Origin of the sequence: Formivibrio citricus (assembly GCF_900115065.1) — a bacterium.
GTDB lineage: Bacteria > Pseudomonadota > Gammaproteobacteria > Burkholderiales > Chitinibacteraceae > Formivibrio > Formivibrio citricus.
This window is the reverse complement of sequence record NZ_FOVE01000002.1, coordinates 131,891-157,285: the sequence shown is the minus strand read 5'-3', so window position 1 is coordinate 157,285 and position 25,395 is coordinate 131,891. Positions and strand designations below refer to the sequence as shown.

22 protein-coding genes and 1 tRNA gene are annotated in these 25,395 nt (G+C 60.2%); 10 read left to right on the top strand and 13 right to left on the bottom strand.

Annotation, left to right across the window (positions count from 1 at the left end):
* The 3 genes from BMZ36_RS01955 to BMZ36_RS01945 form a co-directional block, all read right to left on the bottom strand.
* A complete protein-coding gene (locus BMZ36_RS01955) occupies window positions 1-2,118 on the bottom strand; it encodes a UvrD-helicase domain-containing protein (protein ID WP_091190478.1) in 2,118 nt (705 codons plus the stop codon).
* A 78-nt stretch (window positions 2,119-2,196) separates the two neighbouring features.
* A complete protein-coding gene (locus tag BMZ36_RS01950; protein WP_091190835.1) occupies window positions 2,197-2,514 on the bottom strand; it encodes an H-NS histone family protein in 318 nt (105 codons plus the stop codon).
* 162 nt (window positions 2,515-2,676) lie between these two features.
* Window positions 2,677-4,011: a TolC family outer membrane protein gene (locus BMZ36_RS01945; RefSeq protein ID WP_177187736.1), complete on the bottom strand. Its 1,335-nt coding sequence runs from the start codon at window positions 4,009-4,011 to the stop codon at window positions 2,677-2,679.
* Window positions 4,012-4,217: 206 nt separating this feature from the next.
* On the opposite strand from BMZ36_RS01945, the gene argB reads away from it, so the two are divergent.
* From argB to BMZ36_RS01910, 7 genes are all read left to right on the top strand, one after another.
* The gene (gene argB, locus BMZ36_RS01940; protein ID WP_091190468.1) at window positions 4,218-5,099 is read left to right on the top strand and encodes an acetylglutamate kinase; all 882 of its coding nucleotides are present in this window, start codon (window positions 4,218-4,220) and stop codon (window positions 5,097-5,099) included.
* Window positions 5,100-5,362: 263 nt separating this feature from the next.
* The gene (locus BMZ36_RS01935) at window positions 5,363-6,451 is read left to right on the top strand and encodes an ABC transporter ATP-binding protein (RefSeq protein WP_091190832.1); all 1,089 of its coding nucleotides are present in this window, start codon (window positions 5,363-5,365) and stop codon (window positions 6,449-6,451) included.
* An 11-nt stretch (window positions 6,452-6,462) separates the two neighbouring features.
* Entirely contained in the window at window positions 6,463-7,392 is a 930-nt protein-coding gene (locus BMZ36_RS01930; protein ID WP_091190465.1) for an ABC transporter permease, read from the top strand.
* Window positions 7,389-8,168 (top strand): ABC transporter permease, encoded by a 780-nt coding sequence (locus BMZ36_RS01925; RefSeq protein ID WP_091190462.1) that lies wholly within the window; start codon window positions 7,389-7,391, stop codon window positions 8,166-8,168. The genes BMZ36_RS01930 and BMZ36_RS01925 overlap by 4 nt, the downstream gene beginning before the upstream one ends.
* Before the next feature lie 120 nt (window positions 8,169-8,288).
* Window positions 8,289-9,422, top strand: a complete 1,134-nt coding sequence (locus BMZ36_RS01920; RefSeq protein WP_245747745.1) for a polyamine ABC transporter substrate-binding protein — start codon at window positions 8,289-8,291, stop codon at window positions 9,420-9,422.
* A 71-nt stretch (window positions 9,423-9,493) separates the two neighbouring features.
* A complete protein-coding gene (locus tag BMZ36_RS01915) occupies window positions 9,494-10,615 on the top strand; it encodes a VanZ family protein (protein ID WP_091190459.1) in 1,122 nt (373 codons plus the stop codon).
* Window positions 10,603-11,379 carry an SIR2 family NAD-dependent protein deacylase gene (locus BMZ36_RS01910; protein ID WP_218142606.1) on the top strand — a complete coding sequence of 259 codons (777 nt, stop codon included), beginning with the start codon at window positions 10,603-10,605 and terminating at the stop codon, window positions 11,377-11,379. The genes BMZ36_RS01915 and BMZ36_RS01910 overlap by 13 nt, the downstream gene beginning before the upstream one ends.
* Before the next feature lie 48 nt (window positions 11,380-11,427).
* Here BMZ36_RS01910 and BMZ36_RS01905 read toward each other — a convergent pair whose 3' ends face one another.
* The 5 genes from BMZ36_RS01905 to fabI all read right to left on the bottom strand — a co-directional run bounded on the left by BMZ36_RS01905 (window position 11,428) and on the right by fabI (window position 16,145).
* A complete protein-coding gene (locus BMZ36_RS01905) occupies window positions 11,428-12,609 on the bottom strand; it encodes a branched-chain amino acid ABC transporter substrate-binding protein (protein WP_091190821.1) in 1,182 nt (393 codons plus the stop codon).
* A gap of 145 nt (window positions 12,610-12,754) precedes the next feature.
* On the bottom strand, window positions 12,755-13,678 hold the full coding sequence (locus BMZ36_RS01900) for a Dyp-type peroxidase (RefSeq protein WP_091190455.1): 924 nt from the start codon (window positions 13,676-13,678) through the stop codon (window positions 12,755-12,757).
* 3 nt (window positions 13,679-13,681) lie between these two features.
* Window positions 13,682-14,281: a YqiA/YcfP family alpha/beta fold hydrolase gene (locus BMZ36_RS01895; RefSeq protein WP_218142605.1), complete on the bottom strand. Its 600-nt coding sequence runs from the start codon at window positions 14,279-14,281 to the stop codon at window positions 13,682-13,684.
* A complete protein-coding gene (locus BMZ36_RS01890) occupies window positions 14,278-15,255 on the bottom strand; it encodes a quinone oxidoreductase family protein (RefSeq protein WP_245747744.1) in 978 nt (325 codons plus the stop codon). Before BMZ36_RS01890 ends, BMZ36_RS01895 begins: the two co-directional genes overlap by 4 nt.
* 119 nt (window positions 15,256-15,374) lie before the next feature.
* On the bottom strand, window positions 15,375-16,145 hold the full coding sequence (gene fabI, locus BMZ36_RS01885; protein WP_091190450.1) for an enoyl-ACP reductase FabI: 771 nt from the start codon (window positions 16,143-16,145) through the stop codon (window positions 15,375-15,377).
* 241 nt (window positions 16,146-16,386) lie between these two features.
* Between fabI and dapF the strand changes: the two genes are divergently transcribed.
* From dapF to BMZ36_RS01870, 3 genes are read left to right on the top strand one after another with little or no spacing between them, the layout of a single operon-like run.
* The gene (gene dapF, locus BMZ36_RS01880) at window positions 16,387-17,217 is read left to right on the top strand and encodes a diaminopimelate epimerase (RefSeq protein WP_091190446.1); all 831 of its coding nucleotides are present in this window, start codon (window positions 16,387-16,389) and stop codon (window positions 17,215-17,217) included.
* A 13-nt stretch (window positions 17,218-17,230) separates the two neighbouring features.
* Entirely contained in the window at window positions 17,231-17,908 is a 678-nt protein-coding gene (locus BMZ36_RS01875; RefSeq protein WP_091190442.1) for a DUF484 family protein, read from the top strand.
* Window positions 17,880-18,827, top strand: a complete 948-nt coding sequence (locus BMZ36_RS01870; protein WP_091190439.1) for a tyrosine recombinase XerC — start codon at window positions 17,880-17,882, stop codon at window positions 18,825-18,827. Before BMZ36_RS01875 ends, BMZ36_RS01870 begins: the two co-directional genes overlap by 29 nt.
* Window positions 18,828-18,890: 63 nt before the next feature.
* On the opposite strand, the gene BMZ36_RS01865 is transcribed toward BMZ36_RS01870, so the two are convergent.
* From BMZ36_RS01865 to gcvH, 5 genes are all read right to left on the bottom strand, one after another.
* Complete coding sequence (locus tag BMZ36_RS01865; RefSeq protein WP_143085949.1) at window positions 18,891-20,456, bottom strand: cyclic-di-GMP receptor FimW-related protein; 1,566 nt, start codon at window positions 20,454-20,456, stop codon at window positions 18,891-18,893.
* A gap of 43 nt (window positions 20,457-20,499) precedes the next feature.
* Window positions 20,500-21,807: an adenosylmethionine--8-amino-7-oxononanoate transaminase gene (gene bioA, locus BMZ36_RS01860; protein WP_091190430.1), complete on the bottom strand. Its 1,308-nt coding sequence runs from the start codon at window positions 21,805-21,807 to the stop codon at window positions 20,500-20,502.
* Window positions 21,808-21,868: 61 nt separating this feature from the next.
* Window positions 21,869-21,945, bottom strand: a tRNA-Met gene (locus tag BMZ36_RS01855).
* 55 nt (window positions 21,946-22,000) lie between these two features.
* Entirely contained in the window at window positions 22,001-24,838 is a 2,838-nt protein-coding gene (gene gcvP / locus BMZ36_RS01850; RefSeq protein WP_091190426.1) for an aminomethyl-transferring glycine dehydrogenase, read from the bottom strand.
* Between the two features lie 176 nt (window positions 24,839-25,014).
* Window positions 25,015-25,380 carry a glycine cleavage system protein GcvH gene (gcvH, locus tag BMZ36_RS01845; RefSeq protein ID WP_091190423.1) on the bottom strand — a complete coding sequence of 122 codons (366 nt, stop codon included), beginning with the start codon at window positions 25,378-25,380 and terminating at the stop codon, window positions 25,015-25,017.
* Window positions 25,381-25,395: the final 15 nt, after the last annotated feature.

Below are 25,395 nucleotides of genomic sequence, written 5' to 3'. Positions count from 1 at the left end.
TTAGCCTACCGGTTGCAGTTTGGCATAAGCAACCGCAAGCCATTTGAGGCCATGATCACGGAAGTTGACCTGCACGTTGGCCCCTTTGCCCTGCCCTTCGCTATCGACCACGACCCCCTGGCCGAATTTGGGATGCTGCACCGTCATGCCGATGGCCAGACCATGTTCCGGAGCTGCCTCCACCTTTCTCGCCACGGGCTGCGCGGACGGGGCATAGCCGCGGTTCAGGTATTTGAGCAGATCGGCAGGAATCTCCGCCAGGAAACGCGACGCGATCCCGAAGCGGGTCTGCCCGTGCAGCATGCGGCTCTGCGCCAGAGACAGGTAGAGACGGCGCCGGGCGCGCGTGATCGCCACATACATGAGGCGGCGCTCTTCTTCCAGCCCGTTGGCGTCGTTCAGGCTGTTGTCATGCGGAAACAACCCTTCTTCCAGCCCGCTCAGGAATACGGCGTGGAATTCCAGCCCCTTGGCCGCATGCACCGTCATGAGCTGAATCGCTGCTTCGCCCGAACCGGCCTGATGTTCGCCCGCTTCGAGGGAGGCATGGGAGAGGAATGCGAGCAGGTCGTTTTCATCTTCGGCGACAAAGGTGGCTGCGGCATTGATCAGTTCGTCGAGGTTGGCCAGCCGCTCTTCCCCTTCACGCTCGGACCGGTAATGCGCGCGCAAGCCGGAAACGTCCAGCATGACATCGACCATTTCCGGCAACGGCAGGGATTGCACCTGGCTGCGCAGCGTTTCGACCAACTGGACGAACCGGGCTACCGCCGCACCGCCACGCCCGCCGGCCCCGCCACAGGCTACCTGCCACAGACTGGTGCCCGCCATGCGCGCCTGATCCTGCAATCCTTCGACGGTACGTGCGCCGATTCCGCGCGTGGGGAAATTGATGATCCGCAGCAGGGCATTGTCGTCTTCGGGATTGGCAATCAGGCGCAAATACGCCATGGCATGCTTGATTTCCTGGCGCTCGAAAAAGCGCAACCCGCCGTAAACGCGATAGGGGATTCCGGCGGTGAACAGAGCATGCTCGACAATCCGCGATTGGGCATTGGCACGATATAGCACGGCGATTTCGGTCGGATTGACTCCATCGCGCACCAGATTGCGTGCTTCATCGACAATGAATTCCGCTTCTTCGAAATCCGTCGCGGCCTCATAAACGCGTATCGGCTCGCCCGCCTCTGCCTCGGTCCAGAGGTTTTTACCCAAACGTTGACGGTTTCGAGCAATTACCGCATTGGCGGCATCGAGAATATTGCCGTGCGAGCGGTAATTACGCTCAAGACGAATCACATGCTTTACCGCGTAATCACGCTGGAAGTCCTGCATATTGCCAACATTGGCACCACGAAAGGCATAAATGGACTGGTCGTCATCGCCCACGGCAAACAGCGCATTGCTTTCGCCGACAAAAAGCTGCAGCCATTGATACTGCAAACGATTGGTATCCTGGAATTCATCGACGAGGATATGCCTGAATCGCGACTGGTAGTGCGCGCGCAAAGCCTGATTGCGCTCCAGCAATTCATAACAGCGCAGCAGCAGCTCGGCAAAATCGGCCACGCCTTCGCGCTGGCACTGGCGCTCGTATTCCGTGTAAATCGTTCTGAGCATGTGCGAATAGTCGTCCCATGCATCGACGCTTTCCGCGCGGCGGCCGTTTTCCTTGTGGCCGTTGATATAGAGTTGCACGGTCTTGGGGGGGTAGCGCTCGTCATCGACATTGATCGCTTTCATGACCCGCTTCACCGCCGAGAGCTGGTCCTGGCTATCGAGAATGGCAAACGCCTCAGGCAGGCCGGCTTCGCGCCAATGCAGGCGCAACATGCGGTTGCACAGACCGTGGAACGTGCCGATCCACAAGCCGCGCGGATTGAGCGGCAGCATCGCCGTTAGGCGGGTCAGCATTTCCTTGGCGGCCTTGTTGGTGAAAGTCACCGCAAGAATGCCGGAGGGGGTCGCCATCCCCGTGGAAAGCAGCCACGCAATCCGTGTTGTCAGAACACGGGTTTTGCCGCTTCCCGCTCCGGCCAGGATCAGTGCATGCTCGGCCGGCAGTTCCACTGCGGCCATTTGTTCCGGATTAAGATGCCGTGTCAGTGCGTGAGACATAAAAAGCCCGTCATTGGCGAATTCAATTCGAACAAAAAAGGGCGGCTCACGCCGCCCTTTTGCATGGGTTCAACATGCTCAAATACGCAAATCGTCGATGGATTTGCCGCTGGCAAGCCAGTCCAGCACCCATTGCGGCTTGCGGCCACGGCCGGTCCAGGTTTGCTCGGCATCGGCCGGATTGCGGAATTGGGCAACACCGGAAGAAGCAACCTTGCGGCCCTTCTTTTCTGCGCCGAGCACATCGGCCAGAGACAGGCCTGCAGCCGCAGCCATACGCAGCATTTCTGCCCGCAAATTCTGCTTTTCAGCTTCCTTGCGACGTACGATTTCGACGTCAATCTTTTTCTTCAAATCAGCGAGCTCAACAAGGCTCAGGGTGGAAAGATCTGCCACGACATTCTCCAATGTTCGATCGGTTGGAAATTAATTTCTTGCCCGCTTGATTATGCACATTGGCTTTAAGAAATACAAGTTTTTGCATCCCGGCTAAAAACAATAAAAATCACACCGCGATTCATTTCCAATGGGCGATTAGCCTTCCCCTGGAAGGGGTTTTTATTTGGCCAGCCATCCAGCCACTTCTTCCAGATCCTTTTCACCCAAATCGCCCACAGCCGCTGCTAATTGCAGACGCGAAAGCAGGTAATTGCAACGGGCCGAAGTCAGATCGTAACGCGTGGAATAATATTGCTGCTGGGCATTAAGTACATCGACAATCGTTCGCACCCCCACTTCCTTGCCCAACGTCGTGGAATCCACGAGCGACTTGCTGGAATTGAGCGATTGCTGCAATGCCTTGATCTGGGCCGCGCCGCTTTGCACGCCAAGGAAAGCCTTCCGGGTGGACAGAACCGTATCGCGCCGCGCCGCTTCCACGTTGTCGCGCTGCTGATCCTGCTTGGCGATAGCTTCACGGAATTGCGAGGAACGGTTGCCGCCGGTATAGAGCGGCACGCTCAATTGCAGCATGATCTGGCCTGTGGCCGTCTTTTCCACGCCCGCCGTCTTGGTCAGCGATGCGCTTTCCCACTTGCTGCCATAGCTCGCTACCAGATCCAGTCCAGGCGCGGTCTCCATCTTGTATTTATCCACTTCACGGCGCGCGATTTCCAGATTCAATCTCTGGGAAAGCAGGGTGAAATTTCCTTCGTCGGCGCGCTTGAGCCACGGATCGACCGTGGCGGGTTCCGGCATGCCCGGTTGCAGCTTGTCGCTGACCGGAGCGAGAGTTTGCGGTTTCAGTCCGGTCAATTGTTCGAATGCCTGATATTTCACTTCGCGGTCGTTCAGCGCCGCGATTTCCTGCGACAACAGACCGTCGTAACTGGCCTGAGCGGCATCCACGTCGGTAATCGTGGCCACCCCAACCTCAAAAGACAGCTTGGCTTGCGCCAATTGCTGAGAAACGGCTTCTTTCTGGGCTGCGATCTGGCGAATCTTTTCTTCGGCCAGCACCACATCGAAATAAGCTTTGGCCACCCGCTGAATCAAATCCGATTCGGCTTGCCGATACTGGATTTCCGCCAAGGCCGTTTGCTTGCGCAATTGATCCGCGCCGGCCAAGGCCTCAATCCGGTAGACCGGCTGGGTCAGGCTCAGGCTGTAGCCATAGCTGTTGCCGTTACGGTTGTAGGACTGCGAGGTAGAAGTGGGCTTCTCCGGGTCGAACTCGCTATTGGCACGCCCGGCATTGCCCGCCAAGGACAGCTTCGGCAATAACAGAGCATCGCCCTGTGCTGCTTTTTCCCTGCCGGCGAGCAAACCGTTGCGGGCGGCGGAAAAGACTGCATCGGTCTTGCGTGCAGAACTCCAGGCTTCCAGCAAATCGGCGGCCCATGCGTTTTGCAGCAATAAGGACAAGCAGCCAAAAGCAAGCAATCTTTTTTTCATGGATTTTTTTCTCCGTTCCGGACCGGCAAATTCTACTCTTGAGCACCTCCGCACGACACCATCAAATTTGCACTTCTCCGCGGTCTGCATCAGACCGGATTGTGCAAGTACTTCAAAACCATAAATCCATGCGCACGGATCGCGGGCTCGCCACAATTTTTGAAGGCGCTTCTGATAAAATCGCCTCATTCCAACAGGAGCCAGCCATGACCCACGCCATCGACCCGTTGCAAAAAGCCGAGATCCTTTCCGAAGCCCTGCCCTACATCCAGCGCTTCTTCGACAAGACCATCGTCATCAAATACGGCGGCAACGCCATGATCGATGAAGAGCTCAAGGAAGGTTTTGCCCAGGACGTGGTGCTGCTGAAGCTGGTCGGCATGAACCCGGTCGTCGTGCATGGCGGTGGTCCGCAGATCAACGAACTGCTCGACCGCATCGGCAAGAAGGGCGAGTTCATCCAGGGCATGCGCGTAACCGACGCCGAAACCATGGACGTGGTGGAAATGGTGCTGGGCGGGCATGTGAACAAGGAAATCGTCTCGCTGATCAACAAGCACGGCGGCAAGGCCGTGGGGCTGACCGGCCAGGACGGCCACTTCATCAAGGCGCACAAGATGTTCCTGAAGGGCGCAGGCGACGACGAACTGATCGACATCGGCCAGGTCGGCGAGATCGAATCCATCGACCCGACCCTGGTGCAGCACCTCGATACCCAGGACTTCATCCCGGTCATCGCCCCGATTGGCGTGGATCACGAAGGCGAGAGTTTCAACATCAACGCCGATCTGGTCGCCGGCAAGCTCGCGGAAACACTGAATGCCGAAAAGCTGATCCTGATGACCAACACGCCGGGCGTGCTCGACAAACAGGGCAACCTGCTCACCGGACTGACCGCCAAGCGCATCGACGAGCTTTTCGCCGACGGCACGATTTCCGGCGGAATGCTGCCCAAGATTTCATCGGCGCTTGATGCCGCGAAAAACGGTGTCAACTCCGTGCACATCATCGACGGCCGGGTGAAGCATGCCCTGCTGCTGGAAGTGCTGACCGCAGCCGGCGTCGGCACCATGATTCGCGCACAGTAAGTCCGCCTGTCCACGCGCCGTCCCGGCCTGTCGCGCCGGGGCAGCGCGCGGCCCAAAATGCCCCTTTTGCGCAAGCTCGGCGCAAGCAAAAATCGGCCTACCCCCGCAACAAAGACCTGCCACGCCCTCAAAAAACCCGCTCCGGCACCACGACATCCCCCGATCATCCGATCATCGCCAAGTCTTTGCATTTCTTGGAAAAAATGCCCTGTTACCCGCCCGCGTTTTTGCTAGAATAGCGGCCATTTTTCGTGGGGATGATCATGGCACTCCTGGAGATTCGCGACGTTGTAAAGAAATTCGGCGATTTCACCGCCGTGAATCATGTCAGCCTGTCGATCGAGGCTGGCGAATTCTTCACCCTGCTCGGCCCGTCCGGCTGCGGCAAGACCACGCTCTTGCGCATGCTGGCTGGCTTTGAGAAACCGGATCACGGCCAGATCATCCTCGACGGTCAGGACATGGCTCACGTCCCTCCGGAAAAGCGCCCGGTCCACACCGTATTCCAGAATTACGCCCTGTTCCCGCACATGACCGTGGCGCAGAACATCGCTTTCCCGCTGAAAATGGAGCAGCGCCCGGAAGCCGAAATCAAGGCCATGGTGCAGGAAGCGCTCGAAGACGTACGTCTGCAACAGTTCGCGACCCGCTTCCCGCACGAACTCTCCGGCGGCCAGCGCCAGCGCGTGGCCATCGCTCGCGCGCTCGTGAGCCGTCCGCGTCTGCTGCTGCTCGACGAACCGCTTTCGGCGCTCGATGCCAAATTGCGCGAGCAGATGCAGATCGAACTGATCACGCTGCAGAAGGAAGTCGGCGTCACCTTCGTTTATGTGACCCACGATCAGGGCGAAGCGCTGGCGCTGTCGCACCGCATCGCGGTCATGAACAAGGGCAAGGTCGAACAGCTCGACGTTCCGGAAACCATCTACAGCTACCCGAAAAACCGCTTCGTCGCCGACTTCATCGGCCAGTGCAACCTGCTCGACGCCACCGTTACGGAAATCGGCGCCGAGCGCATGAAAATCGAGATCGCCGGCGTGGGCATCGCCGAAGCGCAGAAAGTCGAAGGGATCGAGATCGGAACCAAGGGAGCCCTTTCCCTGCGCCCGGAAAAGATCAAGCTCGGCGTCACTTTGCCGGCCGACGATGCCGACGAAGTCCATTTCAAGGGACAGGTGCACGACTGCCTGTACCTGGGCGACGTCACCATCTACATCATCGAGCTGGAAAACGGCACACTGGTCGAAACCATGCTGCCCAATTCCGATCCCGGCAAGGCCAAGTTCTTCGACGACAACGATCTGGTGGAACTCGCCTGGCGCTTCGACGCCGGCCACTTCCTGCCAGTCTGAAGGAGTTGACGATGGCGCATTCCAAACACACGACCAAGTGGCTGATCTCCGGTCCGCCGCTCCTTTACCTGCTCATCTTCTTTGCGATCCCTTCGCTGATCATGGCCTTTGCCGCCTTTCGCTTCCCGGGCGACTACGGCGGATTGATGCCGCTCGTCAGCACCAGCGATGCCGGCGCATCGACCTGGCTCATCAACCAGAACAACTGGCGCGAGTTCCTGACACTGGAAAACTTCCTGCGCTTCGTCGAGGACAAGGTCTACGTCGAACTGTTCATCAAGTCATTCTGGTATGCCGGTTTGACGACGCTGGTCTGCCTGGTGATGGCCTACCCGCTGGCTTGGCTCATCGCGCGCAGCGCCAGAAAAACCCGCGACCTTCTGGTGTTGCTGGTCATCCTGCCGTTCTGGTCCAACTTCCTGATCCGGGTGTACGCCTGGATGATCATTCTGGGGCCGCAAAGCTATTTCAGCAGCACGCTGAACAAGGTACTGGCCGTCTTCGGCATCGAACCCGTTTCGCTGCTGTTCTCGCAATTCGCCGTCATCGTCGGTCTGGTCTACGTGCACCTGCCATTCATGGTCTTGCCGCTCTACGCCAACCTGGAAAAACACGACATGACCCTGCTGGATGCCGCACAGGATCTCGGCGCCAATGCGTGGCAGCGCTTCTGGAAAGTCACTTGGCCGCTCAGTCTTCCGGGCGTCTGGGCCGGCGTGGCGCTGGTCTTCATTCCGGCGCTGGGCATGTTCGCGATTCCCGACCTGCTGGGCGGAACCAACAGCATGATGGTCGGCAACCTGATCAAGCAGCAATTCCTCGACAGCCGGGACTGGCCGTTCGGCTCGGTACTTTCGATCATGCTGACGCTGACCGTATTGCTGCTGGCCGCGATTGCCTCCTGGGCCGGTAGTCGCCACAAGAAGAAGGGAAAGAAATGAAGCCTGTCGCTCGCTGGGTGTGGGGCGTCGCCCTTGCCGTCTATGCCTTTCTGTATCTGCCTTTGGCCATCGTGGTGCTGTTTTCCTTCAACGATTCCAACCTCAACGCCGAATGGGTGGGCTTTACCCTGAAATGGTACGTGATGCTGTTCCAGGATCGCGCCATGCTGGAGGCTGCGACCGATACGCTGCTGATCGGGCTGGTCACCTGCGCCTGCTCCACCGTGCTGGGGACCATGGCCGGCTATGCCATGTACAAATGGCGCTTGCGGCTTTTGCCCGCGCTGGTGCTGACCCCCATCGCCATCCCGGAAATCCTGATGGGGGTATCGCTCCTGATCTTCTTTGTGATGCTCGACATGACGCTGGGGCTGGTCTCGATCACGCTTTCGCACATCGCCTTCTGCATCGGCTTTGTCGCCATCGTTGTGCGCTCACGCCTGCAAGGCATGGATGAATCGCTGGTCGAAGCCGCACGGGATCTGGGCGCCACGCCTTTCATGGCATTCCGTCAGGTCACCCTGCCGTTGATCATGCCCGGCATCATCGCCGGCGCCCTGATGGCCTTCACGTTGTCGATCGACGACTTTGTCATCAGCTTCTTTACCGCCGGAGTCGGCTCAAACACGCTCCCCCTGGAAATCTATTCCCGCGTCAAGGTACCCATGAAGCTCAACCCGGAGGTCAACGCTGTTTCGACCCTGCTGATGATGCTGACCCTGTCGCTGATCCTGATCGTGAGCAAAATTGCGCCAAATGCATTCCGCTCGGAATAGTTGAGCACTTTGCAGCAAAATAAATCGTGGCATAATCGCCCGCAGGGGGCGAGGAACAAGGGTTCCCCGCCCTTTTCATATTTTTCAAACCGCTGTGTCTTTCTGGAAAAGGTAACCGAGATGAAAAAGTTACTGTTGGCTTTGCCGGTGGCTGCCGCCTTGATGGTGTCTGGCTGTGGAAAAGAAAACGCTGCACCGAAAACGGCGTCTGCGCCGCAAGCAGCTTCTGCGCCCAAGGCAAGTGCCGATGTACTGCACATCTATAACTGGAACAACTACATCGCACCTGAAACCGTGAAACGGTTCGAAGAAAGCTGCAAATGCAAGGTGGTCCAGGATTACTACGGCGCCATGGAAGAAATGCTGGCCAAGCTGTCCGCCGGAGCCAAAGGCTACGACATCATCGTGCCGACCGGCTTTGCCATCCAGCCTCTGGTGAAACAGAATCTGGTGCAACCTCTGGATCTCTCCAAGCTTACCAACGTCAAGAACCTTGATGCGGGCTTCATGAACAGCGCGTTCGATCAGGGCAACAAGTACTCGCTGCCCTATGCCTTCACTACCACGCTGGTCGGCTACAACGATGCCAAGCTCAAAGAGCTGAAACTCGATCCGACCTCCTGGTCCATCATTTTCGATCCGGCCATCCTCGCCAAGATCAAGGGCAAGGTCACGGTTCTGGACGATTCGCGCGAACTCTTTGCCGCAGCCCTGATGTACAACGGCTTCTCGGCCAATTCCACCAAGCCGGAAGAGCTGGCCAAGGCCAAGGAAACCATCCTCAAGGCCAAGCCGTTCTGGGCCGCCTTCAACACCCAGAGCTACATCAAGGAACTCACCCTGGGCAACATCTGGGTTGCGCACGGCTATTCCAACGACATGTTCCAGGCCAACCAGGATGCCAAGGCAGCCAACCGCCCGTTCGGCATCGGCTACTCTCTGCAGAAGGAAGGCAACACCCTGTCAGTGGACAACATGATGATCATGAAGACCGCGCCGCGCCCCGACCTGGCCTACAAGTTCATCAACTTCATGCTGGACGGCAAGAACTCTTCCGAGCTGACCAACATGATCGGCTCCGGCAACCCGAACAAGGCCGCTGCCGAGTTCGTGCAAGCCGACATCAAGAAAATCGCCGCGGTATTCCCGGATGCCGAAGCCCAGAAGAAGCTGACCCAGCTCGGCTCCCTCGAAGGAGCGCAGCTGCGTGAACTGAACAAGCTCTGGACGCAGGTCAAGACCGCCAAGAAGTAAACACACGCAAACGGGCGGCACGGCCGCCCGTTTTTCCTTGCGGGACACTCCTAGACAAGAACTGCACCCCGATGGGACCGAAAAGCACGCTACCTCCCTTCGCCTACCTTTCGCGCCACGATGCGCCACCGCGTTTCGCCCGTTATTTTCTGATCTGCACCCTGCTGGTCATCCTGCTGGTCAGCCTTTACCCGTATACCGGCTGGCACCACAACGGCCCCCCGGTACTGGCGTTCTTTTTCTATCCATTGCCGCATTACTTCACGTTTTTCGACAACCTGATCAATTTCATTGCCTACCTGCCGGTGGGGTATTGCATCACCCTGATTCGAGGACGCACCGGATCGGCATGGCTGCTTGCGATCCTGTCCGGACTGCTCTTTTCCTCAATCATGGAATTCGTCCAGCAATTCCTGCCGGGACGCATTGCCTCGAATCTCGACATCCTGACCAACGCAGCCGGCGCTGCGGCAGGCGGCTTGCTGGCCATGGTACTGGGCAGCAGACGCGGCCTGCGTCTGTGGCAGATGTGGCGCCACGCCTCGCTCGCTCCCGGCGCAGCCATGGAGTGGGGATTCGCCTGGCTCCTGCTGTGGTTCGTTTCGCAACTTGACCCTACCCAGCCCTTTCTCGGTGTGGTCGTCACTCCGCGTGGCTTGCCACAACCATTCGTATCGCCGATTTCTGACGCGGCATTGTTCCTGCGCCTGCTGGAAGGCAGCGGAATGATGCTGAATTTCCTGGGTGTCGCACTCTACGTGTCGGCACTGGTACGCCATACGGCCCAAGTGCCGCGCGCCATCGTTCTGACGCTGGGCATCGCCCTGCTCGCGAAAATGGGCTTTGCCGGCATGCTCCTCAAACCGGCGCAGTTCTTTGCCTGGATCAACCCCAATATCGTGATCGGCGGGCTGCTGGGGATACTGCTGCTCACGCAACTGTGGCGGCTGGCGCGCCGCCTGCGGGCACTACTGGCTTTGTTGAGCCTCTCGGCGGCCCAAGTGGTAAGCTGGACATGGCCGCTCGCGCCGCAGTTTGCCGACGGGCTCTCGCTGTTCCGCTGGCATTACGGCCATCTGCGGCATTTCAGCGGTCTGGCGGCACTGATCGGCGATCTGTGGCCTGCGCTGGCCAGCCTCTGGCTGTTTTACATCGTCTTGCGACAACACCGGGAAGAAAAATGGATAGCGTGAACACCGAACTCGCCGGACTTGAACAAGTCATCAAACGCCTGCAACAGGCCAAGCGCGTGCTTTTCATCACCGGCGCTGGAATCTCCGCCGACTCCGGCCTGCCCACCTATCGCGGCATCGGGGGGCTCTACAACGACCAGCATACCGATGAGGGCATGCCCATCGAAGTGGCGCTCTCCGGCGAAGTCATGCGCCGCACACCGGGAGTCACCTGGAAATACCTGGCGCAAATCGAAGCGGCTTGCCGGGCAGCGCGCCCCAACGCGGCCCACGAAGCCATCGCGCACTTGCAGCAACACTGCCCCGTGACGGTGCTGACCCAGAACATCGACGGCTTCCATCACCGAGCGGGGAGCGAGGACGTAATCGAAATCCACGGCAACCTGTTCGACCTGTACTGCCCGCGCTGCGGCCATGAAGAAACCGTTGCAGACTATTCCGGCCTGACCGAGTTGCCGCCGCCCTGCCCGCAGTGCAGCCATTGGCTGCGCCCGCGCGTGGTGCTGTTCAACGAAATGCTGCCGGAAAAGGCGCTGGCCCATTTGTACGCTACCACCGAAGAAGGGTACGACGTGGTGTTCAGCATCGGCACCACCAGCGTCTTTCCCTACATCGCCCACCCTTTTGTGCGGGCACGGCACATCGGCGCACTCTCGGTGGAAATCAACCCGGCAGAAACCCAGGTCAGCGACTCAGCCCATCTGCGCTGGCGTTGTGGCGCGGCGACTGCGTTAACCTGCCTGATGACCGGACTGAAGATGTAAAAAACCCGCTTGCCACAGGCCAAGCGGGTTTTGACGAAGCGCAAACGCTTACTTCGCGCCGATGGTTTCCAGCACCGTCCACTTGCCCTGCTGGACCTTGAACACGGTGATGCCGCCATCTTTCAGGTCACCCTTGCCATCGTAGGCGATCCTGGCAGAGGTCACGCCGCTGTGGCTGATCTGCGCCAGCACCGGCAGATACTTGGCCGGAACGGCGGAATCAGCCTTCTTCATCGCAGCCAGCAGCACACGCGTCGCGTCGTAGCCATACGGCGTATAGATTTCCATCTCGCCGTACTTGGCCTTGTAGCGCTCCAGGAACGCCTTGCCGCCGGGCATCTGCTCAATCGGCACGCCGGCCATCGAGGCGATCGTTCCTTCGGCGTCGGCGCCTGCCAGCTTGAGGAAGGTGTCGGAGCGGGTCATTTCGCCGGAAACCAGCGGAATGGTCATCCCCAGACGTTTTTTCTGCTTCACCATCGGCCCGGATTGCGCATCGGCGCCGCCGAAGAAGATGACGTCCGGCTTCACGCCCTTGATCGCGGTCAGGATCGAGGTGAAATCGGTTTCCTTGTCGCTGGTGAACTCACGCTTGACGATCTCGGCTCCGGCCGCCTTGGCGGCCTTCTCGAATTCGTCGGCCAGCCCCTGGCCATAGGCGCTGCGGTCATCAATGATGGCAATGCGTTTGGCCTTGAGCTTTTCAACCACGAACTTGCCGATCACCGAACCCTGCTGGGTATCGGAGGTCATCGAACGGAAAGTGGTCTTGAAACCCTGCGCGGTATAAGCCGGCGCAGTCGCCATGGCAATCTGTGGCAAGCCCGCATCGCTGTAGATCTTGGATGCCGGGATCGAGGTGCCGGAATTGAAGTGGCCGATCATGCCTGCGACCTTGGCATCGACGAATTTCTGCGCCACCTGGGTCGCGGATTTCGGATCGGCCATGTCGTCTTCAGCCAGCAGGACAAACTTCACCTTTTTCCCGCCCAGGGTCGGGTTTTCCGCATTCACGTCGTCGATCGCCATCTGGACGCCGTTCTGGTAACCCTTGCCATAGTGAGCCTGCGGCCCGGTCAGCGGCGCGGCGAAACCGATTTTCACCACCTCGGCGGCTTCTGCCGCCTTGGACGCGACGGTTGTCTTGGGCGCTGCGTTTTCCTTTCCGCAGCCGAGCAACAACGCTGCCGCAGCAACCGGCAACAGGGCTGTCTTGACGAATCCGGGCATCATTTCCCCCAACTGGTTATTCTTGTTCACGGAAGCAGCGACTTTGCCATAAGTCCCCGCCGGCGTACAGAAAAAGCCACGCCGGAACTCTACAAAAGCAGGGTCTCCTGCCTTGAGCAGGAGACCCTGTATGGCAAATGCAAAGTCAGGCCGCCAGCCGCTTGAGGTTTTCCACGCTGGGGGCGAAAAACGCCGCACCGGTCACGGCGCGGGTGAAGTTGAGCAAATGGTCCACCCGCCCGTCGATCGTGGGGGCCACCATGCGGGCCAGCATTTTTTCGTAGATCTGCGGCGTGCGGCAGTATGAACAGAAATACATGCCGCGCTCGCCCCCGGGAATGCCATAAGGCATTGAGCGACGCAGTATCTCGAGTGGCTTGCCGTCCTGCTCGATACTGACCCGATGCTGGTGCGAAGTCAGCGCCCGGTCTTCCCTAGAGAACTCGACATTGCCCTGCTTGGTCCGCCCCATCACGGTTTCCTGCTGCTTCAACGGCAGCTTGTTCCATTCTTCCATGCGATGCACATAGCGCTGGACGTGAATGTAGCTCCCGCCGACCCATGCCGGATCTTCCTTCCCAACCAGTGCGATCTCGGGACGCGCATCAGCCGCGATCGCGCCATCGCCGTCCATGAAACCCAGCAAATCCCGTCCGTCGCGGTAACGGAAACCATGCACCACTTCCAGGAGGTCCAACCATTCGGCGAATTCCTGGGTCAACTGGTCGGCCAGATCGTGCAACACGTCGTAGTGATCGGCGCGCAGATGCAGGAAAACATCGGCTTCGGTAATCGGCACGGGATGAACAGCGCCGGGAATACGCGGGAATGGATGCAGCGCCTGCGGGCGGTCGCTCCACAACTCGGCCCAAACCGCCGAACCGAATGCGATCACGGTCCCCAAGCGCGAGGCCGGGCATTCGGCAAGCATCTTTTCCACCCGCTCGGGCAATTGCGCCATCATCGCCTTGAGTTTGGGGCTGGCGCGGCGACCGATGCGGCGGCGGAACAACAAGAACAGGGCATGCTGGCTGGCATCGGGAAGAATCCCGTTCTGCGGTGTCGGCATATTTCACGCTCCTTGCGAAGAATTTGACCGGGCAAATGCCCAGATCTGCGGCAACCAGTCGGCATAGCCGACAAAACTGTGGTCGCCGCCTTCCATCACGCTCAGTCTGCTGCCGGCATAAAAATCGGCAGCATCCCGGTAATCCAGTGTTTCGTCGCCGGTCTGCAGCAGCACCCAGTACCTGTCCGGGCGGGATGGTTTGCGTTCCAGTGTACGCAGGTCGTCGGCAAATCCCGGTTCGACGACCTGTATCTCGCCCGTCTGGTAATTACGCTGCGGGCCGATGTAATCCTTCAGCAGCTCATAAGGCCGGACAGCGGGATTAATGAGCACCGCATGGCATCCGAACTCTTCGGCAAACCATGTGGCATAGAACCCGCCCAGCGAACTGCCGACCACAAAAACCGGCGCACCCTTCAATTCTTGATACAACCCGCGCAGCAATTCCGCCACCTGCAATGGCACGGGGGGCAATACCGGGCAATGAAATTTGGCTCCCAATCCCCGTTCGGCCAGCCAATCCCCGGTTTCCCTCGCCTTTTTCGAGTCCGGCGATGACAGGAAACCATGCAGGTAAACAAGATGCGGCAGGATTTCGCTCACGGCAGCAATACGACCGCGCCGGTGGTACGACGCGCCTCAAGATCGCGGTGCGCCTGCTCTGCCTGCTCCAGCGGGTAGCGTTGAGCAACTTCCACTTTCACCTTGCCGCTTGAAACCACATCGAAAAACGCTGCCGCACTTTCAAGCAGGTCGCTGCGATTCGAGGTGTAATGCCACAGGGTCGGCCGAGTGAAAAACAAGGACCCCTTCTGCGAGAGAATGCCGGGGGGAAACGGCGGAACGGCGCCGGAGGAATTACCGAAGCTCACCAGCATGCCGCGCGGGGACAGGCTGTCGAGCGAACCTTCGAAGGTCGCGGCCCCCACTCCGTCGTAGACCACCGGCACCCCTTTGCCGCCCGTGATCTCAAACACTCTCGCCGCAAAATTCTCCAGGGCATAATTGATTACGTAATCGCACCCGTGAGCATGGGCAATCGCAGCTTTGGCTTCGGAGCCGACGGTGCCGATCACCGTCGCGCCAAGCGCCTTGGCCCACTGGCAGGCGATTTGCCCGACCCCGCCCGCTGCGGCATGGATCAGCACCGTCATGCCAGGCTCTACCTTGAAAGTGCGACGCAACAGGTATTCCGCAGTCATGCCGCGCAACAACGCGCCACCCGCCACTTCGTCAGGCACGCCATCCGGAACGGGAACCAGCCGTTCGGCAGGCATGATCCGGTATTCGGCATAACCGCCCAGCGCCCCGCCGGCATAGGCCACGCGATCACCCGGCTTGAACTCGCTCACATCCGGCCCAACCGCCTGGACGACACCCGCAGCCTCCATTCCGATTCCCGAAGGCAGCGGCACGGGGTACAAACCGCTGCGATGGTAGGTATCAATGAAATTGACGCCAACGGCACGCTGCTGCAGCAGAACTTCCCCCTCCCCGGGGATCCCCGGTTCGACCCGCTCCAGGGAAAGCACTTCCGGGCCGCCGGTCTTGTGAAAACGAATACACCGCATTTGCATGGCTGATTTCCTGAAATTTTCCAGAATTTGTTTACGCTCTTGCTGACGCTCTTGCTGCGAGGTCGTGATCGGGACAAAAAAACCGCCGGAAAACCCAGCGGTTCTTTCCCGCCTCAAAATCACGACATGATGTTGGTGCCACCATCCACATACATCACACTGCCGGTCAGGCGCGCCGAACCCGGCTCGCACAGGAACGCGGAAACTTCACCCACGTCATCTATGTCCGCAAGCTCCTTGAGCGGCGCAGCCTGGGCGGACTGTTCGATCAGCGCGTCGAACTCACGGATGCCACTGCCGGCACGGGTCTTGATCGGACCGGGCGAAACGGCATGGACGCGAATTTTTTTCGGCCCGAGGTCATAGGCCAGGTATTTGACCGAGCATTCCAGTGCGGCCTTGATCGGCCCCATGATGCCGTAGGTCGGCACCACTCTTTCCGAGCCGTAGTAGCTCATGGTCAGCAGGGTTCCGCCATCGACCATCAACGGCTCGGCCAGTTTGGCCATGCGGATGAACGAGTGGCACGATACCTCCAGCGCCAACTTGAAGCCTTCTGCAGAAATATCCACGATGCGGCCATGCAGATCCTCGCGCGGCGCAAACGCGATCGAATGCACACCTATATCCAGCCGACCGTATTTCTGCTTGATCGCATCGAACACGGCTTCCATGCTGCCCGCTTCGGTCACATCGCATTTCATGGCGATTTCAACGCCAAGCTCTTCCAGGAGCGGCGCGATGAAATCGCGGGTACGGTCGGTCTGGTACGGCATGACAATGGTTGCGCCCCGTGCGCGCAATGCCTTGGCAACTCCGTAAGCGATGGATTGATTGTTGGCAACCCCCAATACCAGCGCCACCTTGCCGGCCAAAGTCTGTTCTGTCATTTGCTTGCACTCCGTTCAAAGTAAAAATCACATTTTTTCAAGCTAGCACGCCAGCCGGTTTTTCACCGAAAAAAATGCCGCACCCGCGTCTTGGTAACAATCACAAAACGCTTGTTTCCATATATGGCCATTCCGCACAAAATCCACGGCAGCAGGATCAAGCCCAAAATCTTTCGTTTCCATTTGAAAGCATCCACCTTTGCCGTTACGCTAGCGGGATATTCAGTCCGGCAGCCCGCAAATGAATCTGCGCTTCACCAAAATGCACGGCCTCGGCAATGACTTCATGGTCATTGACGGCGTGACCCAGTCCTTCAATACCGATCCCGCGCTGATCAAGCGTCTGGGTGATCGGCATTTCGGCGTCGGTTTCGACCAGCTGTTGCTGGTGGAGCGGCCCGAATCGGCTTGGGCCGATTTTCGCTATCGCATCTTCAACTGCGACGGATCGGAAGTGGAACAATGCGGCAACGGGGCGCGCTGCTTTGCGCGTTTCGTCCACGACAAGAAACTGACCGAAAAGCGCGAAATCGCTGTGGAAACCGCCAAGGGCGTGATTTATCCCCGCCTGGAAGACAGCGGCGAAGTTACGGTCAACATGGGCGTGCCGCGTTTTGCTCCGGGCGAGATCCCTTTCGTGGCGGATACCGATGCCGTGACTCATGCGCTTGACGTGGCGGGCAAGGCCGTGGACATCAGCGTGGTGTCGATGGGCAACCCGCACGCGGTGCAGGTGGTGGCCGATGCCGATGCCGCGCCAGTGGCCGAACAGGGGCCGCTGATCGAATGCCATGCCCGCTTCCCGCAGAAGGTCAATGTCGGGTTCATGCAGGTCGTGTCGCGCGAAGCGATCCGTCTGCGGGTATTCGAGCGCGCAGCGGGCGAAACACTGGCTTGCGGCACTGGAGCCTGCGCCGCCGTGGTGGCGGGTATTCGCCGCGGTTTGCTGGACTCTTCGGTGCGCGTGACGACACGCGGCGGCGAATTGACCATTCGCTGGGAAGGCTCGGGCGAACCGGTCTGGATGACCGGCCCGGCCGAGACGGTTTTTGAAGGCAATCTGACTATCTGAGGGAGAGCGCGGCATGCAGCCGATCGATATCGTGGAATGGCTCCGGCAGAACCCGGAGTTTTTCGAGGAATTTGCCGACGAACTCGCGGAAATCTACGTTCCGCATTCGCACCGAGGGCAGGCCGTCTCGCTGGCTGAGCGCCAGTTGCTGACGCTGCGCGACAAAAACCGGGCGCTGGAATTGCGCCTGTCCGAACTGTTGCAGTTCGGCGAAGAAAATGACATCACGTCCGACAAGCTGCACCGCTTGACCGTGGACCTCATGCGCGCCACCGACATGCCCGGCATCATCGGCACGCTGGAATACCACCTGCGCGAACGTTTCGGCGTCCCGCACGTGGCATTGCGCCTGTGGCTACCGGGCATGGAAGGCAGTCTGCGCGAGTTCGAACCGGTGGGCGAGGACGTAACGCGGTTGGCACAGAATCTCGTATCGCCCTACTGCGGCCCGTACGTAACCGACGAGGTGCTGGGCTGGTTCGGCGAGGCCGGGCCGGGGCTCAAATCGTTTGCCCAGTTCGCTCTGCGCGCAGGTGAGGAGCCTTTCGGCATCCTCGCGATGGCAAGCGAAGACAGCGACCGCTTCTACCCCGACATGGGCACGCTCTACCTGCAACGCCTTTCCGACCTGGTTTCCGCAGCGCTGCTGCGCATCGTCCGCGATGAGCCTGCAAACGTCTCTGAAGATTGATCCGCTCACGGTTCCCGCTGAAACCCCGGCGGGAACCGGTCTACTTTTTTCCCATTTCCAGCGTTACCTGACCGGCGAGGCCGGCGCGAGCCCGCATACCTTGGCAGCGTATCTGCGCGACCTGGCCTTGCTGACCGAACTCGCAGGCTCACCCAATCTGCAGCAGCTTTCCCCGGCCGATATCCGCGGCATGGTACGCAAGCTGTCCGCACGCGGGTTATCGGGGCGCAGCATCGCTCGCGTGCTTTCCGCCTGGCGCGCGTTTTACCGGATCATGGCACGCGATTTTGCCTGGCCGGCCAATCCGGTCGAAGGCGTGCGCCCGCCCCGCAGCGCAAAAAAGCTCCCCGAAGCCATGACGACTGACGACGCCGGCGGTTTCCTCGACAACCTGCCGGATGACGATGCGCTCGCGGTGCGTGACCGGGCGATTTTCGAGCTCGCGTATTCATCTGGCTTGCGGGTAGCCGAACTGGCCGGACTGCAACTCGGCGATCTGGACCGGGAACAAGGTATGGCCAAGGTCTTTGGCAAGGGCAGCAAGACGCGTGTTGTGCCGGTTGGCGAAAAAGCGCTGGAGGCGCTGGCAAACTGGCTACCGGAGCGCAACCTGCTGGCTACGCCGGGCGAGACGGCATTGTTCGTGGGCAAGAACGGGCACCGTTTGACAACCCGCGCCATCGAATTGCGGTTGACTCAGTGGCGACAGCGGCTCGGCATCGCTGAGCCGCTGTATCCGCACAAGCTGCGCCACAGTTGCGCCAGTCACTTGCTGCAATCCTCGGGCGACTTGCGCGCGGTGCAGGAGTTGCTGGGGCATGCCAGCATTGCCACGACACAGGTCTACACCCATCTGGATTTCCAGCATCTGGCGGAAATCTACGACAAGGCGCATCCGCGGGCGAAGAAGAAAGACTGACGACTGTCCGGTCTGCGAGCGAGCCAAAGCAGAGGAAGGGTGCGCCATGCGCACCATCCCGATCTAACTCGCCTGGAAATCGAACAGGTCATAACTCATCTGCTGCTCGATCAGTCTGGTGGCACGCACCTTGCGTTCGCCGTCCGGCGTCAGGATGGAAAGCTCGCGCAGCGGCGTGTAGGTGCCCTTGGTGGCCGCGATGCGGGCCGGCTGCTTGAGGATGGAAATTTCCGGCAAAAGCAGCGCCGGCAAGTAGTGCTGGCCTTCCGTGGCAATAGTCGGCCGTACCAGCGCCGGAACCGCTCGCGAAGAAAGCACTTGCAAGCCCATTTCGATGCAGTTTTCTTCGTCCTGCTGCAGCCAGCGCACCGAGGCTATCATCCAGGCGGCCTCCGGGAAAGCGCGCAAGGCGACGATATCGCCCGCCCGGACTTGTTCGTCAGCTATGGCCAATGAACGTACGGCATATCCGCCCGGGCTTTCATTGAGCACTTGCCACTTGGAAAGCAGGACTTCCCGCAAACGGCCTTCCGGAGCCGGTGTTTCCTGGTTCTCGTCCAGATCCGGAGCGGTTTGCGGCGAAACCATCATTTTTCCATCGTTGAGCTGGGTCACGACCGAACGGATGCCGAACGCGATATCGACCAGCGTTTGCGATGCAATACGCTGATAGGTGCGCTGCGGCGAGATGGCCCACTGCCGCATGGCCCGCCGCAGAATCTGCAAGCGTGCCAGCACTCTGGCACGATCATGCGCCAGCGGCGTTTTGGCCTCGATCGCGGCCTCGGTCTTGTGCAGATGGCGAGAAAGTTCACCGGTTTCCAGCAGGATGGCAACCGGCGTGGGCAAATCGGAAGTACGGTTGCCGACGAAATAAGGTGCCTTGTCGCTATCGAGCTCGACCAGGAAATAACCTGCCGTATTGAGCAGCTTGGATAGCGGCTGGAAGTGCGCCAGATGCCCGTAGTTCTCGACGATGTCCACGACCTTGTCCTGCTCCAGCGGCGCGAAGCGCAGCGGATCGGCAAGGGAAAGCAGCAAGAGCCGCTTGTATATCGTGGCAATGGAGCGGTTCTTGGGCTCCGTTGGTTCGTCGAGGAACTTATTCTCGGCGCCAAGACGGAACATCTGGTGCGCCTCGCTCCAGATGCCTTTGGGCATGGGCATGAAAAGGCGGCAATTGATGCGGAAGAAACGCCAGTAGCAATACAGCACCCGCTGCACGAAAAACGGCTCCACCTTGCCACTGCTGAACAACCCGCGCTTTTCCATGCGGTTGACCAGCGCCACTTTCCAGCCCATGGACATTTCCAGCCACAGGTTGCGATAAAGCAGCGCGGCCTGTCTGGCGCGGTCCTTCATCGGCAGCCCGGCCGAGGCATAGGTGGCTTCAAAACCGCCGGCCAGCACATCCAGCATGGTTTCGTATTCGCTGAGCAGCGCGACGCGCTCGTCGACACCAAGTTCGATGCGGTTGAGCGAAGCCAGCGCATCGAAAATGAAGCGCCCGCATTCGATGACGTCGGAAGCGGGTAAACCAATCAGCCAGTCTTTCAGCCGTTTCGGATTGGTTTCCACAGCCTTGGCCAGTTCCGGATTGACCTCTGGCAGATCAAGCAAAAGCTGCATGGGGTAGTTCCCTTTTCCGGGACCGGCTTCCGGGAGGCCGGTTTCAGATGGTTTGGTCCAGCGCGACCAGCGTGCCTGCGGCAAGCAGTCCGGCTTCCTCTTCGTTCAGTGCATACGGCGGCATGAAATAAACCGTATTCCCGATCGGTCTTACCAGCAAACCTTGGGCCAGCGCAGCTTCGAAGAAGCGCTGGGCAAAGCCCGCAGCGACGCCCGCCACGTCGAACGCCCAGATCATGCCGGTGCGCCGCCAGTTGCGGATGGCGGGGTGGTTTGCCAGTTCACCAAACAGGGCATCGAACCTCACGGCCTTGGCCGCATTCTGTTCCACGATCCTGTCGTCACGGAAAATCGCCAGCGTAGCCAACGCCGCAGCACAGGCCAGCGGGTTGCCGGTATAGGAATGCGAATGCAGAAAGCCGCGCGCAGTTTCATCATGGTAGAAAGCGCGGTAAATGTCATCCCCGCACAGCACGGCAGCAAGCGGCAGATAGCCGCCGGTAATGCCTTTGGACAGACAGATCAGGTCGGGACGGATGCCGCCCTGTTCGCAGGCGAACATCGTGCCGGTGCGGCCGAAGCCCACGGCGATTTCGTCGGCGATGAAATGCACGCCATATTTGTCACAAAGTGACCGAACGCGGCGCAGGTAGTGCGGGTGGTACATCGCCATGCCGGCAGCGCCCTGAACCAGCGGCTCCAGGATGATTGCGGCGATGCGCTCGTGGTTTTCGGCAAAGATTTTTTCCAGGGCCTGCGCGGCGCGCTCGGCAACATCCTCGGCGCTTTCGCCCTCGGCGGCTTGGCGCCAGTCCGGATTGGGCGCGCAGAAGTTTTCCTGCACCAGCGGAGCATAGGCTGTACGGAAGATGGCGACGTCGGTCACCGAGAGCGCGCCCAGCGTTTCGCCGTGGTAGCTGTTTTCCAGGTAGACGAAGCGGTTCTTCTCCGGCAGGCCGAGGTTGCGCCAGCAATGTGCGCTCATCTTCAGCGCGATTTCGGTCGCGGAGGCGCCGTCGGAGCCGTAAAAGGCATGGCCCAGCCCGGTGAGTTCGGCCAGTTGCTCGGAAAGACGCACTGCGGGCTCGTGGGTGAAGCCGGCGAGCATGACATGCTCCAGTGAATCCATCTGCGCGGCAATTGCGGCCTTGATGCGCGGCTCGTTGTGGCCGAAAAGGTTGACCCACCAGCTCGAAACCGCATCCAGATAACGCGTCCCGTCGCAATCGTAGAGCCAGACGCCTTCACCGCGCGCAATCGGGATCAGCGGGAAGTTTTCATGATGCTTCATCTGGGTGCAGGGATGCCAGACGGCGGCGAGGCTGCGCTGCAGGAGTTCCTGGTTGGTCATGTTCGTGTCCTGAATGTCCCAAAGCAGAAAAGGCCCAGAGCGAACTCTGGGCCTTGCTATCTGGTGGCTATGAGTGGACTTGAACCACTGACCCCAGCATTATGAGTGCTGTGCTCTAACCAGCTGAGCTACATAGCCAAAATAGAGGCGAGATTCTGCCAGCCAACCTTTGCCTCTGTCAATACCCCTTTCGCTATTCGCTCACTGCGGGGCAACTGCAGAACAGGTGGCGGTCGCCGTAGACATTATCCGCCCTGCCGACCGGCGACCAGTACTTGTTCCGGCGCAGGCTTGCCAGCGGCCAGGCGGCGGTCTCGCGGCTGTAGGCATGCAACCAGTTGTCCGCCGTCACGACCTCCGCCGTGTGCGGCGCATGCTTGAGCGGGTTGTCCTCGCGATCCATGCGGCCTTCCTCCACCGCGCGAATTTCCTCGCGGATCGCGATCATCGCGTCGATAAAGCGGTCGAGTTCCGCCAGCGGTTCGGATTCGGTCGGCTCGACCATCAGCGTTCCCGGCACCGGGAACGACATGGTCGGCGCATGGAAGCCATAGTCGATCAGGCGCTTGGCCACGTCGTCGACAGTGATGCCACTCGTTTCCTTGAGTGGACGCAGGTCGAGGATACATTCATGCGCCACCAGCCCGTTCGGCCCGGTATAGAGTACCGGGTAGTGTTCGTCCAGACGTTTGGCGATGTAGTTGGCGGCAAGAATCGCCGATTCGGTCGCGGCGGTGAGCCCCGGCGCGCCCATCATCGCGATATACATCCACGAGATCGGCAGAACGCTGGCCGAGCCGAACGGCGCGGCGGAGACCGCACCGATACCCTGTTCGCGCCCCGGCAGGAACGGGACCAGATGCTCGGCTACGGCGACCGGCCCGACGCCCGGTCCACCGCCGCCGTGCGGAATCGCGAACGTCTTGTGCAGGTTGAGGTGCGAAACGTCGCCGCCGAACCGGCCTGGCGCAGCCAACCCCACCAGCGCGTTCATGTTCGCGCCGTCCACATACACCTGCCCGCCGTGGGCATGCACGATGTCGCAGATTTCGCGCACGCGCTCCTCGAACACGCCATGCGTCGAGGGGTAGGTGATCATGATCGCGGCCAGATTGGTACTGTGCTGCTCGGCCTTCGCTTTCAGATCGTCGATGTCGACGTTGCCCTGTGCATCGCAAGCCACCACGACCACCTGCATACCGGCCATGTGCGCCGAAGCGGGGTTGGTGCCGTGCGCCGAGCTCGGGATCAGGCAGATGTTGCGCTGCCCTTCGCCGCGGCTGGCATGGTAGGCATGGATGATCAACAGGCCCGCGTACTCGCCCTGCGAGCCGGCATTGGGCTGCAGCGAAACGCCGGCGTAACCGGTGGTCGCGCAGAGCATGGTTTCAAGCTGGCCGATCATTTCCAGATAGCCGGCCGCCTGTTCGCGCGGCGCGAACGGATGCAGATGCGCGAATTCCGGCCAGGTTATCGGCAGCATCTCGCTCGTAGCGTTGAGCTTCATCGTGCACGAGCCGAGCGGGATCATGGCGCGGTCGAGCGCGATGTCCTGGTCCGAGAGGCCGCGCAGGTAGCGCAGCATGGCGGTCTCGGAGTGGTGCGTGTTGAAGACCGGATGCGAGAGGAAAGCCGAATTCCGGCGCAGGGCTTCCGGAATCGTGGAGGATTGCGCCAGCGCGGTTTGGCTGGGCAGCGTCTGGCCGGGCTTGGCGAACAGCGTCCAGAGTTGCGCTACGTCTTCGAGCGTCGTGGTCTCGTCGAGCGAGATGCCGATGCGGGCGGCATCGACATGGCGCAGGTTGAGGCGCGCAGCCTGGGCTGCGGCGTGGATGCGGGCGGTGTCCTGCCCGGTGGCGACGGTCAGCGTATCGAAGAACGCCGTGTTTTCGATGCCGAAGCCGAGCTGCTTCAGGCCGGCGGAAAGAATCGCGGTCAGCTTGTGGGTGCGTGCGGCGATGGTCTGCAGGCCCTGCGGGCCGTGGTAAACCGCGTACATCGACGCCATGACCGCGAGCAGCACCTGTGCGGTGCAGATGTTCGAGGTCGCCTTCTCGCGACGGATGTGCTGTTCGCGCGTCTGCAGCGCCAATCTATAAGCAGGTTTCCCTTGCGCATCGACGGTCACGCCGACCAGCCGCCCCGGCATGCTGCGCTTGAAGGCATCCCTGGTGGCCATGTAGCCCGCGTGCGGGCCGCCGAAGCCCATCGGCACGCCGAAGCGCTGCGCCGAGCCGACCACGACGTCCGCGCCCCATTCGCCCGGCGGAATCAGTACGGCCAGTGCCAGCAGGTCGGCGGCGACGATGACCATGCCGCCGCGCGCCTTGTATTGCGCCACCCATTCGCGCCAGTCACGCACTTCGCCGTTCACGCCCGGGTATTGCAGCACCACCGCGAACGAATCGTTCTCCAGCGCCTCGCGGCCGGTGCAGGTGCGCACTTCGATGCCGAGCGGCTTGGCACGCGTTTCGATCACCGCGCGGGTTTGCGGCAGCACGTCGTCGGCCACGTAGATCACGTTCGATTGCGACTTGCCGGCGCGCTGCGCGAGCGTCATCGCTTCGGCGACGGCGGTGGCTTCGTCGAGCATCGACGCATTGGCGATGTCCATGCCGGTCAGGTCGGTGATCATGGTCTGGAAGTTGAGCAGCGCTTCGAGCCGGCCCTGCGAGATTTCCGGCTGGTACGGCGTGTAGGCGGTGTACCAGGCCGGGTTTTCCAGGACGTTGCGCAGGATCACGCCAGGCGTATGCGTGCCGTAGTAGCCCTGCCCGATGAAGGATTTGAACACCTGGTTGCGAGCGGCGAGTGCCTTGAGTTCGGCCAGCGCCTCGTTTTCCGGGCGCGGCGCGGGCAATGGCATCGGTGCATCGCGGCGGATTACGGCCGGAATGACCGCGTCAATCAGGGTCTGGCGGGATTCGTAGCCGATGGCGGCGAGCATGTGTTGCTGTTCGGCATCGGTGGTGCCGATATGGCGGCGAATGAAATCGTCGCGCTGTTCAAGCTGGGCAAGCGGGCGGGGCATGCGTGTTTTCCCTTTGTTTGTTTAATTCTTCACCACAGAGGCACAGAGTCCGGGAGAACACCTTGCCAAGAAGCCGTCCATCCGTCCGGCTCACGCATTTCTCTGTGTCTCTGTGTCTCTGTGTCTCTGTGTCTCTGTGTCTCTGTGTCTCTGTGACTCTGTGGTTCAAGAATTTCCTATTCGTTGAGCAGAGCCTTGTAGGCTGCCTCATCCATCAAGCCATCGACGTCGGCAATGTCATCCGGCTTCACCCTGATGAACCAGCCTTCGCCTTCTGCATCTTCGTTGACCTTTTCCGGCGCATCGACGAGTGCTTCGTTGACCGCGAGGATCGTGCCGGCAACCGGCATCTTCACGTCGCCGGCGGCCTTGACCGATTCGATCACGCAGGCCGGCTCTTCCTTGGCAAAGTGCTTGCCGATTTCCGGCAGTTCGACAAAGACCAGATCGCCGAGCGCGTCTTGCGCATGGTGGGTGATGCCGATGGTGACGGTGCCGTCGGTTTCAACGCGCAGCCATTCGTGGTCGGGGGTGTATTTCATGTTGTTTCCTTTGGT

Coding starts and splice junctions, on each gene's coding strand:
- BMZ36_RS01910 (WP_218142606.1), top strand. CDS start 10,603: ATGGATAGCGTGAACACCGAACTCGCCGGACTTGAACAAGTCATCAAA.
- fabI (WP_091190450.1), bottom strand. CDS start 16,145: ATGACAGAACAGACTTTGGCCGGCAAGGTGGCGCTGGTATTGGGGGTT.
- bioA (WP_091190430.1), bottom strand. CDS start 21,807: ATGACCAACCAGGAACTCCTGCAGCGCAGCCTCGCCGCCGTCTGGCAT.
- BMZ36_RS01945 (WP_177187736.1), bottom strand. CDS start 4,011: ATGAAAAAAAGATTGCTTGCTTTTGGCTGCTTGTCCTTATTGCTGCAA.
- BMZ36_RS01875 (WP_091190442.1), top strand. CDS start 17,231: ATGCAGCCGATCGATATCGTGGAATGGCTCCGGCAGAACCCGGAGTTT.
- BMZ36_RS01865 (WP_143085949.1), bottom strand. CDS start 20,456: ATGCAGCTTTTGCTTGATCTGCCAGAGGTCAATCCGGAACTGGCCAAG.
- gcvH (WP_091190423.1), bottom strand. CDS start 25,380: ATGAAATACACCCCCGACCACGAATGGCTGCGCGTTGAAACCGACGGC.
- BMZ36_RS01905 (WP_091190821.1), bottom strand. CDS start 12,609: ATGCCCGGATTCGTCAAGACAGCCCTGTTGCCGGTTGCTGCGGCAGCG.
- BMZ36_RS01935 (WP_091190832.1), top strand. CDS start 5,363: ATGGCACTCCTGGAGATTCGCGACGTTGTAAAGAAATTCGGCGATTTC.
- BMZ36_RS01925 (WP_091190462.1), top strand. CDS start 7,389: ATGAAGCCTGTCGCTCGCTGGGTGTGGGGCGTCGCCCTTGCCGTCTAT.
- dapF (WP_091190446.1), top strand. CDS start 16,387: ATGAATCTGCGCTTCACCAAAATGCACGGCCTCGGCAATGACTTCATG.
- gcvP (WP_091190426.1), bottom strand. CDS start 24,838: ATGCCCCGCCCGCTTGCCCAGCTTGAACAGCGCGACGATTTCATTCGC.
- BMZ36_RS01915 (WP_091190459.1), top strand. CDS start 9,494: ATGGGACCGAAAAGCACGCTACCTCCCTTCGCCTACCTTTCGCGCCAC.
- BMZ36_RS01870 (WP_091190439.1), top strand. CDS start 17,880: ATGAGCCTGCAAACGTCTCTGAAGATTGATCCGCTCACGGTTCCCGCT.
- BMZ36_RS01930 (WP_091190465.1), top strand. CDS start 6,463: ATGGCGCATTCCAAACACACGACCAAGTGGCTGATCTCCGGTCCGCCG.
- argB (WP_091190468.1), top strand. CDS start 4,218: ATGACCCACGCCATCGACCCGTTGCAAAAAGCCGAGATCCTTTCCGAA.
- BMZ36_RS01955 (WP_091190478.1), bottom strand. CDS start 2,118: ATGTCTCACGCACTGACACGGCATCTTAATCCGGAACAAATGGCCGCA.
- BMZ36_RS01920 (WP_245747745.1), top strand. CDS start 8,289: ATGAAAAAGTTACTGTTGGCTTTGCCGGTGGCTGCCGCCTTGATGGTG.
- BMZ36_RS01900 (WP_091190455.1), bottom strand. CDS start 13,678: ATGCCGACACCGCAGAACGGGATTCTTCCCGATGCCAGCCAGCATGCC.
- BMZ36_RS01890 (WP_245747744.1), bottom strand. CDS start 15,255: ATGCAAATGCGGTGTATTCGTTTTCACAAGACCGGCGGCCCGGAAGTG.